Genomic DNA, 16,226 nt, shown 5'->3' on the forward strand with positions numbered 1-16,226 from the left:
AGGCGGCCCACTTTTTAACAAGGTGTAGTTGCGATGAAACGTGTAGGTCTGATCGGTTGGCGCGGTATGGTCGGTTCCGTGCTCATGCAGCGGATGCTGGAAGAGCAGGATTTCGATCTTATTGAGCCGGTGTTTTTCACCACGTCGAACGTGGGTGGCCAGGGTCCGTCCGTGGGCAAGGACATTGCTCCGCTCAAGGACGCCTACAGCATTGACGAGCTGAAGACCCTCGACGTGATTCTGACCTGCCAGGGCGGCGACTACACCAGCGAAGTCTTCCCCAAGTTGCGCGAGGCCGGCTGGCAGGGTTACTGGATCGACGCCGCGTCGAGCCTGCGCATGCAGGACGATGCCGTGATCATCCTGGACCCGGTCAACCGCAAGGTCATCGACCAGCAACTGGACGCCGGCACCAAGAACTACGTCGGCGGCAACTGCACCGTCAGCCTGATGCTGATGGGCCTGGGCGGCCTGTTCGAAGCAGGGCTGGTCGAGTGGATGAGCGCCATGACCTATCAGGCGGCGTCCGGCGCCGGCGCGCAGAACATGCGCGAGCTGATCAAACAGATGGGCGCCACCCACGCCGCCGTCGCCGATCAATTGGCCGATCCGGCCAGCGCGATCCTCGACATCGACCGCCGTGTGGCCGAAGCCATGCGCAGCGAAGCCTACCCGACCGAGAACTTCGGCGTGCCGTTGGCCGGCAGCCTGATTCCCTGGATCGACAAGGAGCTGCCCAACGGTCAGAGCCGTGAAGAGTGGAAGGCCCAGGCCGAGACCAACAAGATCCTCGGTCGCTTCAAGAGCCCGATCCCAGTCGACGGTATCTGCGTGCGCATCGGCGCCATGCGCTGCCACAGCCAGGCGCTGACCATCAAACTGAACAAAGATGTGCCGATCGCCGATATCGAATCGCTGATCAGCCAGCACAACCCCTGGGTCAAGCTGGTGCCGAACAACCGCGAGATCAGCATGCAGGAGCTGAGCCCGACCAAGGTCACCGGCACCCTGAATGTACCGGTGGGTCGTCTACGCAAGCTGAACATGGGCACCCAGTACCTGGGCGCATTCACCGTCGGCGACCAGTTGCTATGGGGCGCGGCCGAACCGCTGCGTCGCATGCTGCGGATTCTGCTGGAGCGTTGATCGCCTGAGGCGGTAAGAGAAACCCGCGTTCTGGTGACAGGCGCGGGTTTTTTGTTGGGAGTTCGGGTGCTATCGGGGGCAAGCCCCCTCCCACAGTGGCATGTGTTCGCAACTCAAAGGTGGGAGGGGGCTTGCCCCCGATAGCGCCATCCGCTCCACCACACCCCCACACCAATTGCCTCGCCCCCAGCCACCCGGTAAAGTGCCGCTCCCCCCGCAATGCCCGAGGCAACCCCCATGACCCAGACCTTTGAAGTCGCCGTGATCGGCGCCACCGGCACCGTCGGTGAAACCCTGGTGCAGATTCTCGAAGAACTGGCGTTTCCGGTGGGCACCTTGTATCTGCTGGCGGGCAGCAACTCCGCCGGGGCCTCGGTGCCGTTTCGTGGCAAGAACGTGCGGGTCAGAGAGGTAGACGAGTTCGATTTCAGCAAAGCGCACCTGGCGTTTTTCGCCGCCGGCCCGGCCGTGACCATGAGCTTCGCTGCGCGCGCCACGGCCGCGGGTTGCTCGGTGATCGACCTGTCGGGCGCGTTGCCCGCCGAGCAGGCGCCGCAGGTGGTGCCTGAGGCCAATGCCCATCTGCTCGATGGACTGGGCAAACCGTTCCTGCTGAGCAGCCCGAGCCCATCCGCCACATACCTGGCGGTGGCCCTGGCGCCGTTGCGTGGCTTGCTGGATATCCAGCGGGTTAACGTCACAGCTAATCTGGCGGTGTCGGCACAGGGGCGCGAAGCCGTCAGTGAACTGGCCCGGCAAACCGCCGAATTGCTGAATGCGCGGCCATTGGAGCCAAAGTTTTTCGATCGCCAGATGGCCTTTAACCTCTTGGCGCAAGTCGGCACGCCAGATGCTCAAGGTCATACCGCCCTGGAAAAGCGCCTGGTACACGAACTGCGCGCCGTGCTGGATTCACCATTGCTAAAGATTTCCGCAACCTGCGTTCAAGCCCCGGTGTTTTTTGGCGATAGCCTGACTGTCTCGCTGCAATTGGGGGCGCCGGTCGATCTCGCTGCGGTGAATCGCATTCTCGATACCTCGCCTGGGATAGAGCTTGTAGAGGAGGGCGATTATCCAACGGCAGTCGGCGATGCGGTGGGCCAGGATGTGGTCTATGTCGGGCGTGTGCGTGCCGGTGTGGATGACCCGGCGGAACTAAATCTGTGGCTGACGTCAGATAACGTACGCAAAGGCGCGGCGCTCAACGCCGTGCAGCTGGCGCAGTTGTTGATAAAAGGCCTTGTGTAAAAGATACTTGGCGGCAATTTGTAGATTGATTCTAACCAGGCGCTATGCTTGGCCCCAAGCAGGAACAATTGCGTGTCGGTGACCTATCGGCTCGCCATGCCTTTTATGGCAGCGGTTACCAACCTTCTCGCAGGCCGGGGAGCGTTCAAACAAAGGATGAGGCTATGGTTCAAGTTCGCAAACTGGTGTTAGCAATAGCGGCCGCCTCGGCGCTGTCCTCCGGTATGGCGCAGGCGCTCCAGTTGGGGGAAATGACCCTCAAGTCGAAGCTGAACCAGCCCTTGTCGGTGGAAATCGAATTGCTCGATGTCGGCGGCCTCACGGCGTCCGAGATCACGCCGAGCCTGGCGTCGTCACAGGCGTTTGTGGATGCCGGCGTCGATCGTCAGGCGTTTCTCGATGACCTGACGTTCACCCCGGTGGTCAATCCCAATGGTCGCAGTGTGGTGCGCGTCACCTCCAGCAAGCCATTGCCCGATTCCTACATCCGTTTCCTGTTGCAGGTGCAATGGCCCAATGGCCGTTTGATGCGTGACTACAGCGTGCTGCTTGACCCGGCCAAGTTCGATCAGCCGGCCGCCACCACCGCAGCCCCGGCGCCGCGCCTGAGTGCGCCGGCCGTGAGCAAGCCCGCCCAGCACACCACCACCTCCCGCGATACCCTGTGGGAAATTGCCGAAAAGCATCGCAATGGCGCTTCGGTCCAACAGACTATGCTGGCTATCCAGGCACTTAATCCGAGCGCGTTCGTCGACGGCAATATCAACCGGCTGAAAACCGGCCAGGTGCTGCGCCTGCCGGACACGGTCCAAAGCACTGCACTGCCGCAACCCCAGGCGATCGCCGAAGTCAGGGCGCAGAACGAGGCCTGGCGTCAGGGCCGTCGCACGGCGGCCAACCAGGCCGCCGGCAAGCAGCAGCTGGACGCCACCAAACGCACCCAGACGGGCAATGCCCCGGCGACCACCAATGCCAAGGACAACCTGAGCCTGGTCTCTGCCGAAGCGGCCAAGAAAGGCGGCAAGGGTAAGGCTGGCGACAGCCAGGCCCTGAGCGACAAGTTGGCGATGACCCAGGAGCAATTGGACACCACGCGCCGCGACAACGAAGAGCTGAAAAGCCGCGCCGCCGACCTGCAAAGCCAACTGGACAAGCTGCAAAAGCTGATTCAACTGAAGAACGATCAGTTGGCTCGCCTCCAGGCTGAAAAAGCGGACCCTGCCGCCGCAGCGCCGGCGATGTCGGCCCAACTAGCCGCCGACCCCGCTGCCACCCCGGCTGCTCCTGCTGCATCGACCACACCGACTACACCGACTACACCGACTACACCGACCCCAGTGGCCCCGGTGTCTGAACCGATCAAGACGGATGCGGCACCGGCCGCCACCGAAGGCAAGTTCAATGAGCTGCTGACCAACCCGATCGTCCTGGGTGTGGTCGGCGGTGCCGCGGCCTTGATTGCACTGCTGCTTTTGCTGCTGGTATTGCGCCATCGCAATGCTCGCCGCGAAGAAGAAAAGCACCTGCGCATGGCGCGAGCCCTGGCCGAAGAACCGGAATTCACCTCCAATATCGACCAGGACCTGCCGCCGGACAGTTTTGAAGGCCTGGAGGTGCCACCACCGAACGTCAAACTGGCTGCTGCGCCCGCGCCTGCTGCGGTGAGCGCGCCGGTGGTGGCACCGTCGGTTGCGTCCGTGCTGTCGCCCCTGGCCGCGGCGGTCGCGCCGCAAAACGCCAATGACGCCTTGGCGTTGGCTCAGTCCCATATTGATCGCGGCCTGCTCAATCAGGCCGCCGATGTACTGGAGCAGGCGATCAAGCATGAGCCCAAGCGCAGCGATCTGCGCCTGAAGCTGATGGAGGTCTACGGCCTGCAAAACGACAAAGACGGCTTCGTCACCCAAGAGCGTCAACTGGTGGCCAACGGTGAAAACCACGCCCAGGTCGAGCAGCTCAAGGCGCGCTTCCCGGCGATGGCTGTGCTGGCCGCGGGGGTCAGTGCCGCGGTGGCCGCCGCTGCCCTTGACGCTCAGTACGTCAAGGAGTTGCTGGAAGATAAGCCCGCGCAGCAGCCGGAAGCGTTCGATACGGATTTCGATCTGAGCCTGGACGAGCTGGAGTCGGCATCCCCGGCCGAACTCAAGGACGATCAGCAGACCTTCGAATCCCTGCTCAAGGAGCAAACCCAAGCCCAGGCCGCCCCGGATGAGCTGGCGGATTTCGACTTGCAGCTGGACGCGCCAGCGTCGGCGCAGTCGGACGACGATTTCCTTTCGGGTCTGGAAAGCGAGATGAAGGACGTGCCGGCCGTAGAGCCGCCAACGTTGACGCCTGCGGCCCTGGACGACTTCGACCTGCCGGAGGACTTCGACTTGTCCTTGGCGGACGAACCCGAGGCAGCGGCCAAGCCGGATGCGTTCGCCTCGGAGCTGAACGACGTCAACGCTGAGTTGGATCGCCTGTCCCAGAGCCTTGAGCACCCGTCCTTCACGGCGCAGGACGCCGCGCTGGGTGATGATGAGCCAGAGTTTGACTTCCTCTCCGGCACCGATGAAGTGGCGACCAAGCTCGACCTGGCCCAGGCCTATATCGACATGGGCGATGCGGATGGTGCGCGGGACATCCTTTCCGAAGTGCTCACCGAGGGCGACGAGGTGCAGCGCGGCGAGGCCAAAGAGATGCTCGGCCGGCTGGCTTGATGACGGGCCATTGACGCAGCGGCGGCCTTCGGGTCGCCGTTTTGCTTTGCAGCCCACCAAACACATGGCGTATGTGGCGTGCGGCCTTATAATGGCCGCCTTTGCGCAACTCATCAGGCTCTCAGTTCTTGGCAAACATAGATAACGCGGCCGCCGAAATGGCGGCCGCAGGCTTTTACCGCATCGCCTTGGGCGTTGAATACAAAGGTTCGCGCTATCGCGGCTGGCAGCGCCAGGCGTCCGGCGTGCCGACGGTGCAGGAAACCCTGGAGAATGCGCTGTCCAAAGTCGCCGACTCGGCGGTGTCGCTGATGTGCGCCGGGCGCACCGATGCCGGCGTCCACGCGTGCGGCCAGGTGGTGCATTTCGATACCCAGGCCGAGCGCTCAATGAAGGCATGGGTCATGGGCGCTAATATCAATTTGCCCCATGACGTCAGCGTCAGCTGGGCCAAAGTGATGCCCGCGCATTTTCACGCGCGTTTCAAAGCCATCGCCCGGCGCTACCGTTACGTGATCTACAACGATCAGATCCGTCCGGCCCACCTCAATGAAGAGATCACCTGGAACCACCGCCCGCTGGACGCCGAACGCATGGCCGAGGCGGCACAACATTTGGTTGGCGTGCATGACTTCAGTGCGTTTCGTGCCGGCCAGTGCCAGGCCAAGTCGCCGATCAAGGAAGTTCATCACCTGCGTGTGACCCGTCACGGCAAGATGATTGTGTTGGATATCCGTGCCGGTGCGTTCCTGCACCATATGGTGCGCAATATCGCTGGCGTGTTGATGACCATCGGCGCCGGCGAGCGTCCGGTGGAATGGGCCAAGGAAGTGCTGGAAAGCCGCATCCGGCGTACCGGTGGTGTGACGGCGCACCCGTTCGGGCTGTATCTGGTGCAAGTGGAGTACCGGGACGAATTCGAGCTGCCGGAGCGTTTTATCGGGCCACACTTCCTGACCGGCTTCAGCGAACTTGGCGGCTGACGCCCGGAAAAGCTTTTGTTACCATCCGGGACTTTCGCGGTCCAACCCCGAGGTTTCTACGACATGTCAGCCGTTCGCAGCAAGATTTGCGGGATTACCCGCATAGAAGACGCGCTGGCAGCCGTCGAGGCGGGGGCGGATGCCATCGGCCTGGTGTTTTATGCCAAAAGCCCGCGGTCGGTGAATGTGTTGCAGGCGCGGGCCATCATTGCCGCCTTGCCGCCGTTCGTGACCACCGTGGGATTGTTCGTCAACGCCAGCCGTTGCGAACTCAACGAAACCTTGGATGCCGTGGCGCTGGACATGCTGCAATTCCATGGCGACGAGGCCCCCGAAGAATGTGAAAGCTATCAGCGGCCTTACATCAAGGCGCTGCGAGTCAAGGCCGGCGATGACATCGCCAGTGCCTGCGCCGCCTATGCCGGTGCGCGGGGCATATTGCTGGACACCTACGTCGAAGGTATTCCGGGCGGCACGGGCGAGGCGTTCGATTGGTCGCTGATTCCGCAAGGGCTATGCAAACCGATCATCCTGGCCGGCGGGCTTACCCCAGCGAATGTCGGTGCGGCCATCCAGCAAGTCAGGCCCTATGCGGTAGATGTCAGCGGTGGGGTGGAGCAGGCCAAAGGCATCAAGGATCACAGCAAGATTCGCGCGTTCATGCAGGCCGTGCGCGACAGCAATGGCGGGATGTGACGGCTGGCAGTCTGCCGCCGTCCATAACTACCACTGTGTAAAACAGCCCGACGCCGCCTGTGGGTGGCTCGGAAACGAAGTGGCAACCTTGCGTTGGCAGGTTGTCTGGAAGGCTGAGGGCACTGGCTGGAAATGGCAGGTCGAACGTCTGACCCCGTCCAGTCTGTGTCATCGCCACATATGAATTTAGCTCAAGGGCATACGCGGGGCTGAGTTCAAGCCACCGGTACTGGAGAAAGAAAGCATGAGCAACTGGTTAGTAGACAAACTGATCCCTTCGATCATGCGTTCCGAGGTGAAGAAAAGCTCGGTTCCTGAAGGTCTGTGGCACAAGTGCCCATCCTGCGACGCGGTGCTGTACCGCCCCGAGCTGGAAAAGACCCTGGACGTTTGCCCCAAGTGCAACCACCACATGCGTATTGGCGCCCGCGCCCGCATCGACATTTTCCTCGACGCCGATGGCCGTAATGAGTTGGGCGCCGACCTGGAACCGGTCGACCGCCTCAAGTTCCGCGACGGCAAGAAGTACAAGGACCGTCTGACCGCCGCACAAAAGCAGACCGGCGAGAAAGACGCGCTGATTTCCGTCAGCGGTAAGCTGCTGGGCATGCCGGTCGTCGTGTCGGCGTTCGAATTCTCCTTCATGGGCGGTTCCATGGGCGCGATCGTTGGTGAGCGCTTCGTACGCGCCGCCAACTATGCGCTGGAAAACCGTTGCCCGATGATCTGTTTCGCCGCCTCTGGTGGTGCGCGTATGCAGGAAGCCCTTATCTCCCTGATGCAAATGGCCAAGACCTCCGCAGTGCTGGCGCGTCTGCGCGAAGAAGGCATCCCGTTTATCTCCGTGCTGACCGACCCTGTCTACGGCGGCGTTTCCGCCAGCCTGGCGATGCTGGGTGATGTGATCGTCGGCGAGCCAAAAGCCCTGATCGGCTTTGCCGGCCCGCGCGTGATCGAGCAGACCGTGCGCGAAAAGCTGCCCGAAGGTTTCCAGCGCAGCGAGTTCCTGCTGGAGCACGGAGCCATCGACATGATCATTCCGCGCGGCGAACTGCGTCCGCGCCTGGGTAACCTGCTGGCGCAAATGATGGGCTTGCCTACGCCGGTATACGTTGCGCCCAAGGTCGAGCCGATCGTGGTGCCGCCGGTGCCTGCAAACCTATGACCCAACGAACCCTGGGCGAATGGCTCGCCTACCTTGAGCAGTTGCATCCTTCCGCCATCGACATGGGCCTGGAGCGCTCGCAACAGGTAGCGGCCCGCCTCGGGTTGGGCCGGCCGGCACCGCGCGTAATCACGGTGACCGGCACCAACGGCAAGGGCTCTACCTGTGCCTTTGTCGCCGCGTTGCTGCAGGCCCAAGGCCTGAAGGTGGGCGTGTACAGCTCGCCGCACCTGCTGCGCTACAACGAGCGGGTGCAGATCAATGGCGTCGAAGCCACCGATGCGCAGCTGTGCGACGCCTTCGCCGCGCTTGATGCCGGGCGTGGCGATATTTCCCTGACTTACTTCGAAATGGGCACTCTGGCGGCGTTCTGGCTGTTCGAGCGTGCGCAGCTGGATGTGGTGGTGCTGGAAGTGGGCCTGGGCGGGCGCCTGGACACGGTTAACGTGGTGGATGCCGACCTGGCGCTGGTCACCAGTATTGGCGTGGATCACGCCGATTATCTGGGCGACACACGGGAATCCGTGGCGTTCGAGAAGGCCGGAATCTTCCGCCAGGGCAAGCCTGCGCTGTGCGGCGATCTTGACCCGCCGCAGCCATTGCTGGACAAAGCGCGCACGCTGGATTGCCCGTTTTTCCTGCGAGGCCGTGAATTCAAACTTGAGATTGGCGAGCGGCACTGGCAATGGCAGGGGCGTGATGCGCGTGGACAGGTCGTGACGCTGGGTGACCTGCCGCTGTTGAATCTGCCGATGGAAAACGCTGCGCTGGCGCTGCAAGCCTATCTGCTAATGGATCTGCCGTGGAATGCCGAGCAGATTGCTGCGACCTTGTTGTCGACCCGGGTGACCGGGCGCCTGGATCGTCGTGTGGTCCAATGGCAAGGCAAGCGCTTGAATCTGCTGCTGGACGTGGGGCATAACCCCCACGCCGCCGACTACCTGGCGCGCCGCTTGGCGCGCACGCCGCCGGTCGGGCGACGTCTTGCGGTCTTCGGGTTGCTGGCCGACAAGGATCTTGATGGGGTGATTGCGCCTCTACTGAGCAGCGTCCAGGCGTGGGCGGTAGCACCGTTGGATACGCCGCGCAGTCGTCCGGCCGCGGAATTGGCGGCGGCGCTACAGAACCTTGGTGCACCGGTGACGTCGTATACAAGCGTCATCGCAGCCCTTGAGGCGCAGTGTGCGGTGGCAATGCCCGAGGACGAGATTCTGTTGTTCGGATCATTTTATTGTGTTGCCGAGGCGCTTGAGTGGTTGGCCCGGCGCTCCACGGAGGAAGCTGCACATGGCATTACTGGATAGCGCTTACAAGCAGCGGATGGTCGGCGCACTGGTGCTGGTGGCGTTGGCCGTGATTTTCCTGCCGATGCTGTTTTCCCGCCAGGACGAACAGCGCCAGGTGGTGGTCGAGGCCCCAGCTGCGCCTCAGGCGCCGGCAGTGCCGCAGGTACAGGTTGAGCCGGTGGTGGTGCCTGAGCCGCAAGCTTTGCCGGAAGAAGAACCTGTGCCAAGCGAGGAAGACCTGGCGACGCAACAGGCGCCGTCGATGCCGGTGCAGCCAAGCGTGCCGGTGGTCAAGCCTGTTCCGGCACCTGCGCCAGCGACCGCAGCTGCCAAGCCTGCGGCGCCCGCGCCCGCGCCGGCACCCAAGCCGGTGGCGCCACAGCCCGCCGCCCCGGGCAAGCCGGACGTGGGGCAGAGCCGTATCGATGCCAATGGTCTGTCGATCAGCTGGTCAATCCAGGTGGCCAGCCTGGGCAATCGCGACGGTGCCGACGCCTTGCAGAAAAAGCTGCGGGCTCAAGGGTACAACGCCTATATCCGCAGTGCTGACGGCAAGAATCGGGTATTTATCGGGCCGTTAATCGAGCGTGCCGAAGCCGATCGTTTGCGCGATTTGCTCGATCGTCAACAGGGTCTTAAAGGTTTTGTGACCCGTTTCCAGCCTGAGCGTGGCTGATCCAAGCCGACCAATCGGTCTGAGTGTGGGAGGGGGGAATCTGATGGCGGTGTAGCAGTCGACGAATGACTGGCCCGCTATCGGAGGCAAGCCTCCTCCCACATTGGTTTGTCATGGGCGTCGCAAACCATTGATTTGCTAAGCAGCTGCAATCACCGCTTACCGACAGCCTGACGCTCTGCTAAAATGCGCCGCCTTATCCGTCCGTAGGCTCAAACGTGCCATTTACCTGGGTTGATTGGGCGATTGTCGCAATCGTCGCCATCTCCGCTTTGATCAGTCTCAGCCGCGGCTTCGTCAAAGAAGCCCTGTCGTTGCTGACCTGGATCATCGCAGGAGTCGTAGCCTGGATGTTCGGTGGTTCACTGTCGGTTTACCTGGCCGGTTACATCGAGACACCTTCGGCTCGCGTCATCGCGGGCTGCGCCATCATGTTCATCGCCACGCTGCTGGTGGGGGCAATGGTCAATTATCTTATTGGCGAGTTGATACGCGTCACCGGCCTCTCCGGGACCGATCGATTTCTCGGCATGGCCTTCGGCGCCGCGCGTGGTGCGTTGCTGGTGGTCGTGGCGGTCGGGCTGTTGAGCCTAGGGCCGGTACAGCAGGATGCATGGTGGCAGGAGTCGGTACTCGTGCCAAAATTTCTATTGGTTGCAGATTGGTCCAAGAACCTCATATTGGGGTGGAGCAGTCAGTGGCTGGCCAGCGGCATCAGCGTACCCGCTGATATGCCGTTCAAGGAGCACCTCTTACCGGCCAAAACGCCTCAGTAAGCGGTACTCAGTCAAGATCCATTAAGTAGGGGTTGCGTCGCATGTGTGGCATCGTCGGTATCGTCGGTAAGTCGAACGTCAATCAGGCGCTGTATGACGCGCTAACCGTCCTCCAGCACCGCGGCCAGGATGCTGCCGGTATTGTGACCAGCCACGACGGCCGGTTGTTCCTGCGCAAGGATAATGGCCTGGTACGTGACGTGTTTCATCAGCGTCACATGCAGCGGCTGGTCGGACACATGGGCATTGGCCATGTGCGCTACCCGACTGCCGGCAGCTCCACTTCGGCCGAAGCCCAACCGTTTTACGTCAACTCGCCTTACGGCATCACCCTGGCGCACAACGGTAACCTCACCAACGTTGAGCAACTGGCCAAGGAGATTTACGAATCTGACTTGCGCCACGTCAACACCAGCTCCGATTCGGAAGTGCTGCTCAACGTGTTCGCTCACGAGTTGGCTCAGCGCGGCAAGCTGCAACCCACCGAAGAGGACGTGTTTGCCGCGGTCACCGATGTGCATAACCGTTGCGTAGGTGGCTATGCGGTAGTGGCCATGGTGACTGGCTACGGCATCGTCGGTTTCCGCGACCCCCATGGCATCCGCCCGATCGTGTTCGGCCAGCGTCACACCGACGAAGGCGTCGAGTACATGATCGCCTCGGAAAGCGTATCCCTGGACGTGTTGGGCTTCACCCTGATTCGCGACCTCGCGCCGGGTGAAGCGGTGTACATCACCGAAGATGGCAAGCTGCACACCCGTCAGTGCGCCGTGGCGCCGAAACTCACGCCGTGCATCTTCGAACACGTCTACCTGGCGCGTCCGGATTCGATCATCGACGGTGTGTCGGTGTACAAGGCGCGCCTGCGCATGGGTGAGAAACTGGCCGAGAAAATCCTGCGCGAGCGTCCCGAGCACGATATCGACGTGGTGATCCCGATTCCGGACACCAGTCGTACCGCTGCGCTGGAACTGGCTAACCACCTGGGCGTCAAGTTCCGCGAAGGGTTCGTCAAGAACCGCTACATCGGCCGTACTTTCATCATGCCGGGTCAGGCAGCACGCAAGAAGTCGGTGCGTCAGAAGCTCAACGCCATCGAGCTGGAGTTCCGCGGCAAGAACGTGATGCTGGTGGACGACTCCATCGTGCGCGGCACCACCTGCAAGCAGATCATCCAGATGGCCCGCGAAGCCGGGGCGAAGAACGTGTACTTCTGTTCCGCCGCACCCGCCGTGCGCTACCCGAACGTGTACGGTATCGACATGCCGAGCGCCCATGAGCTGATCGCCCATAACCGCACGACCCAGGACGTTGCTGATCTGATCGGCGCCGATTGGCTGATCTATCAGGACCTACCGGACCTTATCGAAGCGGTCGGTGGCGGCAAGATCAAGATCGACCAGTTCGATTGCGCCGTGTTCGACGGCAAGTACGTGACCGGGGACGTCGACGAGGCGTACCTGGACAAGATCGAGCAGGCGCGTAACGACTCGTCGAAGATCAAGACCCAGGCGGTCAGTGCGATCATCGATCTGTACAACAACTGAGTAGACACCGGCCCTGAGGGGCCGGTTTTGTATCTTAAATACCGTATTGAGTAAGGAGTGGCAGCATGAGTCAGGAATGGGATGCCGGTCGGCTGGACAGCGACCTCGATGGCGTAGCTTTCGATACCCTGGCTGTGCGCGCCGGCCAGCATCGCACGCCGGAAGGTGAGCACGGCGATCCGATGTTCTTCACCTCCAGCTATGTGTTTCGTACCGCTGGCGATGCCGCTGCGCGCTTTGCCGGTGAAGTGCCGGGCAATGTGTACTCGCGCTACACCAACCCTACCGTACGCGCATTCGAAGAGCGCATTGCGGCCCTGGAAGGCGCCGAGCAGGCGGTAGCCACCGCGACCGGCATGGCAGCCATCATGGCGGTGGTGATGAGCTTGTGCAGCGCCGGCGACCATGTGCTGGTGTCACGTAGCGTGTTTGGCTCGACCATCAGCCTGTTCGAAAAATACTTCAAGCGCTTCGGCGTCGAAGTGGACTACGTGCCTTTGGCGGACCTGTCCGGCTGGGACGCGGCCATCAAGGCCAACACCAAATTGTTGTTCGTCGAGTCGCCGTCCAACCCGTTGGCCGAGCTGGTGGACATTGCCGCCCTGGCCGAAGTGGCGCATGCCAAAGGTGCAATGCTGGTGGTCGATAACTGCTTCTGCACGCCAGCCTTGCAGCAGCCGCTGAAGCTGGGTGCGGACGTTGTGGTGCATTCGGCGACCAAGTTCATCGACGGCCAGGGTCGTTGCATGGGCGGTGTAGTGGCTGGTCGCGGCGAACAGATGAAGGAAGTGGTGGGCTTTTTGCGCACCGCCGGCCCGACCCTGAGCCCGTTCAACGCCTGGATCTTCCTCAAGGGCCTGGAGACCCTCAGCCTGCGCATGAAGGCCCACTGTGCCAACGCTCAGGCTTTGGCCGAGTGGCTGGAGCAGCAGGACGGCATCGAGAAGGTTCACTACGCGGGCCTCAAGAGCCATCCGCAGCACGAGTTGGCCCAGCGCCAGCAGCGTGGTTTCGGCGCTGTGGTGAGTTTTGAGGTCAAAGGCGGCAAGGACGGCGCCTGGCGCTTTATCGACGCGACTCGTTTGATCTCCATCACCGCCAACCTGGGTGACAGCAAAACCACCATTACCCATCCGAGCACTACGTCCCACGGACGCTTGGCACCGCAGGAGCGGGAAGCGGCCGGTATCCGTGACAGCCTGATCCGCATCGCGGTCGGCCTGGAAGACGTGGCCGACCTGCAGGCCGACCTGGCTCGCGGGCTGGCGGTCTTGTGATCGAGTGGGCCATGGAAGCCGCGGTAGCCAGTAACGGCCGTGTTGCGCTGGTGACCGGCGCGGCGCGGGGCATTGGCCTGGGTATCGCGGCGTGGTTGATCAGTGAGGGTTGGCAAGTTGTGCTGACGGACCTTGATCGTGAGCGCGGTGCCAAGGTGTCCAAGGTGTTGGGCGATAACGCCTGGTTTATCAGCATGGACGTGGCTGACGAGAAACAGGTCGCCCAAGGGGTTGCCGAAGTGCTCGGGCAGTTCGGGCGCCTGGACGCCCTGGTGTGCAATGCAGCGGTTGCCGATCCGCATAACATTACGCTGGAAAGCCTGGATCTGGCGTACTGGAATCGTGTGCTGGCGGTTAACCTCAGTGGACCGATGTTGCTGGCCAAGCATTGTGCGCCCTACCTGCGTGCCCACGGTGGCGCAATCGTCAATCTGGCCTCGACCCGTGCGCGGCAATCGGAGCCGGACTGTGAAGCCTATGCGGCGAGCAAGGGCGGGCTGCTGGCGCTGACCCACGCGCTGGCTATCAGCTTGGGGCCGGAAGTGCGGGTCAATGCCGTCAGCCCTGGCTGGATCGATGCGCGTGATCCTGCGGTGCGGCGCGCCGAGCCGTTGAGTGACGCCGACCATGCTCAGCATCCGGCCGGCCGGGTCGGCACGGTGGAGGATGTGGCGGCGATGGTGGCGTGGTTGCTGTCGCGTCAGGCCGGGTTTGTTACCGGGCAAGAGTTCGTCGTGGACGGTGGCATGAGCAAGAAGATGATTTACAGCGAGTAGGGCGCCGGGCTGTCTTGAAGCAATTTTGTCTTTTTCGGAAAAACTTCAAGCGGGCTATTGACTTAGGTCTGCTACCTGCGTAAATTTCGCGGCCTCAACGAAGCAAAGGGTGATTAGCTCAGCTGGGAGAGCATCTGCCTTACAAGCAGAGGGTCGGCGGTTCGATCCCGTCATCACCCACCACTTCTTGAGAGTTTTGCCTTCGGGCAGGACGCAACGTTAAAGGTTGCACCGACGCGCAGCGGTAGTTCAGTCGGTTAGAATACCGGCCTGTCACGCCGGGGGTCGCGGGTTCGAGTCCCGTCCGCTGCGCCATATTCTCCAGGTCTGATACATCGGGCCTGAGATTGAACAGCCAAGGTTGATCAGTCAGACGTTTAATGACGGTAGAGATGTTGCTCTGCCGGTCAAGCGATACGCAGCGGTAGTTCAGTCGGTTAGAATACCGGCCTGTCACGCCGGGGGTCGCGGGTTCGAGTCCCGTCCGCTGCGCCATATCTGCGTCAAGGCCCACTGAACGCCTTGAAGCACAAAGCAAGCTAAAAGCTGTTTTGATCCGATAGCAAAAACCCTGGTCGAAAGACCGGGGTTTTTTGTTTGTGCGATTTGGAACGAATGTTGGAGCCGGCGAACCGGCTCCAACGACCTATTCAGAAACCCAGCTTGTCCCGCAGCCCGTAATACCAGGCCCCCATTGCCGCAAACGGCGTACGCAACAGTTGCCCGCCTGGGAACGGGTAGTGCGGTAGGTCGGCGAATGCGTCAAAACGCTCCGCCTGGCCTCTCAAAGCCTCCGCCAGTACCTTTCCTGCCAAGTGCGTGTACGTCACGCCATGGCCGCTGCAGCCTTGGGAATAGTAGATGTTGTCGCCCAGGCGCCCGACTTGCGGCAAGCGCGACAGCGTCAGCAGGAAGTTGCCCGTCCAGGCGTAGTCGATCTTCACGTCCTTGAGTTGTGGGAAGGCCTTGAGCATTTTCGGTCGGATGATCGCCTCGATGTTGGCTGGATCACGCGCGCCGTACACCACGCCACCACCGAAGATCAGGCGTTTATCGCTGGTCAGGCGATAGTAGTCGAGCAAGTAATTGCAATCTTCGACGCAGTAATCCTGCGGCAGCAGCGACTTGGCCAGCTCATCGCCCAGCGGCGCAGTGGTGATGACTTGGGTGCCGCACGGCATCGATTTCGCCGCCAACTCCGGCACCAGGTTGCCCAGATAGGCATTGCCCGCGACTATGATGAACTTGGCTCTGACCTTGCCTTCGGCCGTATGCACCACCGGATTCGCGCCACGCTCAATGCGCACCGCCGCCGATTGCTCGTAGATCGTGCCACCCAGGGATTCCACGGCGGCGGCTTCGCCCAATGCCAGGTTGAGCGGATGAATATGGCCGCCGCTCATGTCCAGCAAACCCCCTGCGTAGTTCTCGCAGCCCACCACCTCGCGGATACGGCGCTCGTCCAGCAGCTCCAGTTGTGTATGGCCGTAGCGTTCCCACAAACGCTTTTGCGACTCTAGGTGGGCCATGTGCTTACTGTTGAGCGCGGCGAAAACTCCACCGTCTTTCAAGTCGCACTGAATCTGATACTTGGCCACTCGTTCGCGAATGATCCTGCCACCTTCGAACGCCATTTGCCCCAGCAACTGCGCCTGCTTGGGCCCAACGCTGCGCTCGATCACGTCAATATCGCGGCTGTAGCTGTTGACGATCTGTCCACCATTGCGGCCCGAGGCGCCGAAACCCACTTTCGCGGCCTCCAGTACCGTCACGCGAAAGCCGTGCTCCAGCAGGAACAGCGCGCTGGACAGGCCGGTGTAGCCGGCGCCGATTACGCACACATCGGTTTCGACCTCGCCTTGCAGCACTGGGCGAGGGGGAACGGCGTTGGCGGAAGCGGCGTAATACGACTGGGGGTAGGGGGTGTTCGCCATCCTGGAACCTCTGT

13 protein-coding genes and 3 tRNA genes are annotated in these 16,226 nt (G+C 61.9%); 15 read left to right on the plus strand and 1 reads right to left on the minus strand.

The features are described from left to right. Nucleotides 1-33 precede the first annotated feature (33 nt). The 15 genes from asd (at nucleotide 34) to K1567_RS25935 (ending at nucleotide 14,773) form a co-directional block, all read left to right on the plus strand. The gene (gene asd / locus K1567_RS25865) at nucleotides 34-1,146 is read left to right on the plus strand and encodes an aspartate-semialdehyde dehydrogenase (RefSeq protein ID WP_034099168.1); all 1,113 of its coding nucleotides are present in this window, start codon (nucleotides 34-36) and stop codon (nucleotides 1,144-1,146) included. A 237-nt stretch (nucleotides 1,147-1,383) separates the two neighbouring features. Continuing rightward, nucleotides 1,384-2,394, plus strand: a complete 1,011-nt coding sequence (locus K1567_RS25870) for an aspartate-semialdehyde dehydrogenase (protein WP_034099166.1) — start codon at nucleotides 1,384-1,386, stop codon at nucleotides 2,392-2,394. 164 nt (nucleotides 2,395-2,558) lie between these two features. Continuing rightward, nucleotides 2,559-5,096, plus strand: a complete 2,538-nt coding sequence (locus K1567_RS25875) for a FimV family protein (RefSeq protein WP_169869010.1) — start codon at nucleotides 2,559-2,561, stop codon at nucleotides 5,094-5,096. Nucleotides 5,097-5,254: 158 nt separating this feature from the next. Then, the gene (gene truA / locus K1567_RS25880; protein ID WP_034099162.1) at nucleotides 5,255-6,079 is read left to right on the plus strand and encodes a tRNA pseudouridine(38-40) synthase TruA; all 825 of its coding nucleotides are present in this window, start codon (nucleotides 5,255-5,257) and stop codon (nucleotides 6,077-6,079) included. Between the two features lie 63 nt (nucleotides 6,080-6,142). Beyond that, the gene (locus tag K1567_RS25885; RefSeq protein ID WP_169869009.1) at nucleotides 6,143-6,775 is read left to right on the plus strand and encodes a phosphoribosylanthranilate isomerase; all 633 of its coding nucleotides are present in this window, start codon (nucleotides 6,143-6,145) and stop codon (nucleotides 6,773-6,775) included. 244 nt (nucleotides 6,776-7,019) lie between these two features. Continuing rightward, nucleotides 7,020-7,940, plus strand: coding sequence for an acetyl-CoA carboxylase, carboxyltransferase subunit beta (gene accD, locus K1567_RS25890; RefSeq protein WP_034099158.1), 921 nt, complete (start codon nucleotides 7,020-7,022; stop codon nucleotides 7,938-7,940). Beyond that, nucleotides 7,937-9,244, plus strand: coding sequence for a bifunctional tetrahydrofolate synthase/dihydrofolate synthase (gene folC / locus K1567_RS25895; RefSeq protein ID WP_169869008.1), 1,308 nt, complete (start codon nucleotides 7,937-7,939; stop codon nucleotides 9,242-9,244). The genes accD and folC overlap by 4 nt, the downstream gene beginning before the upstream one ends. After that, nucleotides 9,228-9,902, plus strand: coding sequence for an SPOR domain-containing protein (locus K1567_RS25900; RefSeq protein WP_169869007.1), 675 nt, complete (start codon nucleotides 9,228-9,230; stop codon nucleotides 9,900-9,902). The genes folC and K1567_RS25900 overlap by 17 nt, the downstream gene beginning before the upstream one ends. A gap of 218 nt (nucleotides 9,903-10,120) precedes the next feature. Next, nucleotides 10,121-10,678 (plus strand): CvpA family protein, encoded by a 558-nt coding sequence (locus K1567_RS25905; RefSeq protein ID WP_034099153.1) that lies wholly within the window; start codon nucleotides 10,121-10,123, stop codon nucleotides 10,676-10,678. Nucleotides 10,679-10,719: 41 nt separating this feature from the next. Continuing rightward, nucleotides 10,720-12,225: an amidophosphoribosyltransferase gene (gene purF / locus K1567_RS25910; protein WP_034099151.1), complete on the plus strand. Its 1,506-nt coding sequence runs from the start codon at nucleotides 10,720-10,722 to the stop codon at nucleotides 12,223-12,225. 65 nt (nucleotides 12,226-12,290) lie between these two features. Continuing rightward, nucleotides 12,291-13,502 (plus strand): O-succinylhomoserine sulfhydrylase, encoded by a 1,212-nt coding sequence (locus K1567_RS25915; RefSeq protein ID WP_034099149.1) that lies wholly within the window; start codon nucleotides 12,291-12,293, stop codon nucleotides 13,500-13,502. An 11-nt stretch (nucleotides 13,503-13,513) separates the two neighbouring features. Then, complete coding sequence (locus tag K1567_RS25920; RefSeq protein ID WP_034136873.1) at nucleotides 13,514-14,278, plus strand: SDR family oxidoreductase; 765 nt, start codon at nucleotides 13,514-13,516, stop codon at nucleotides 14,276-14,278. A 107-nt stretch (nucleotides 14,279-14,385) separates the two neighbouring features. Continuing rightward, nucleotides 14,386-14,461, plus strand: a tRNA-Val gene (locus K1567_RS25925). Nucleotides 14,462-14,516: 55 nt separating this feature from the next. After that, a tRNA-Asp gene (locus tag K1567_RS25930) sits at nucleotides 14,517-14,593 on the plus strand. A 103-nt stretch (nucleotides 14,594-14,696) separates the two neighbouring features. Beyond that, nucleotides 14,697-14,773 (plus strand) — tRNA-Asp (locus K1567_RS25935). Nucleotides 14,774-14,928: 155 nt separating this feature from the next. Here the strand turns inward: K1567_RS25935 and K1567_RS25940 are convergent. Beyond that, nucleotides 14,929-16,212 carry an FAD-binding oxidoreductase gene (locus K1567_RS25940; RefSeq protein ID WP_220698986.1) on the minus strand — a complete coding sequence of 428 codons (1,284 nt, stop codon included), beginning with the start codon at nucleotides 16,210-16,212 and terminating at the stop codon, nucleotides 14,929-14,931. Nucleotides 16,213-16,226 lie beyond the last annotated feature (14 nt).

Source organism: Pseudomonas sp. S5F11 (assembly GCF_019641515.1).
GTDB classification, from domain to species: Bacteria; Pseudomonadota; Gammaproteobacteria; order Pseudomonadales; family Pseudomonadaceae; genus Aquipseudomonas; species Aquipseudomonas rhodesiae.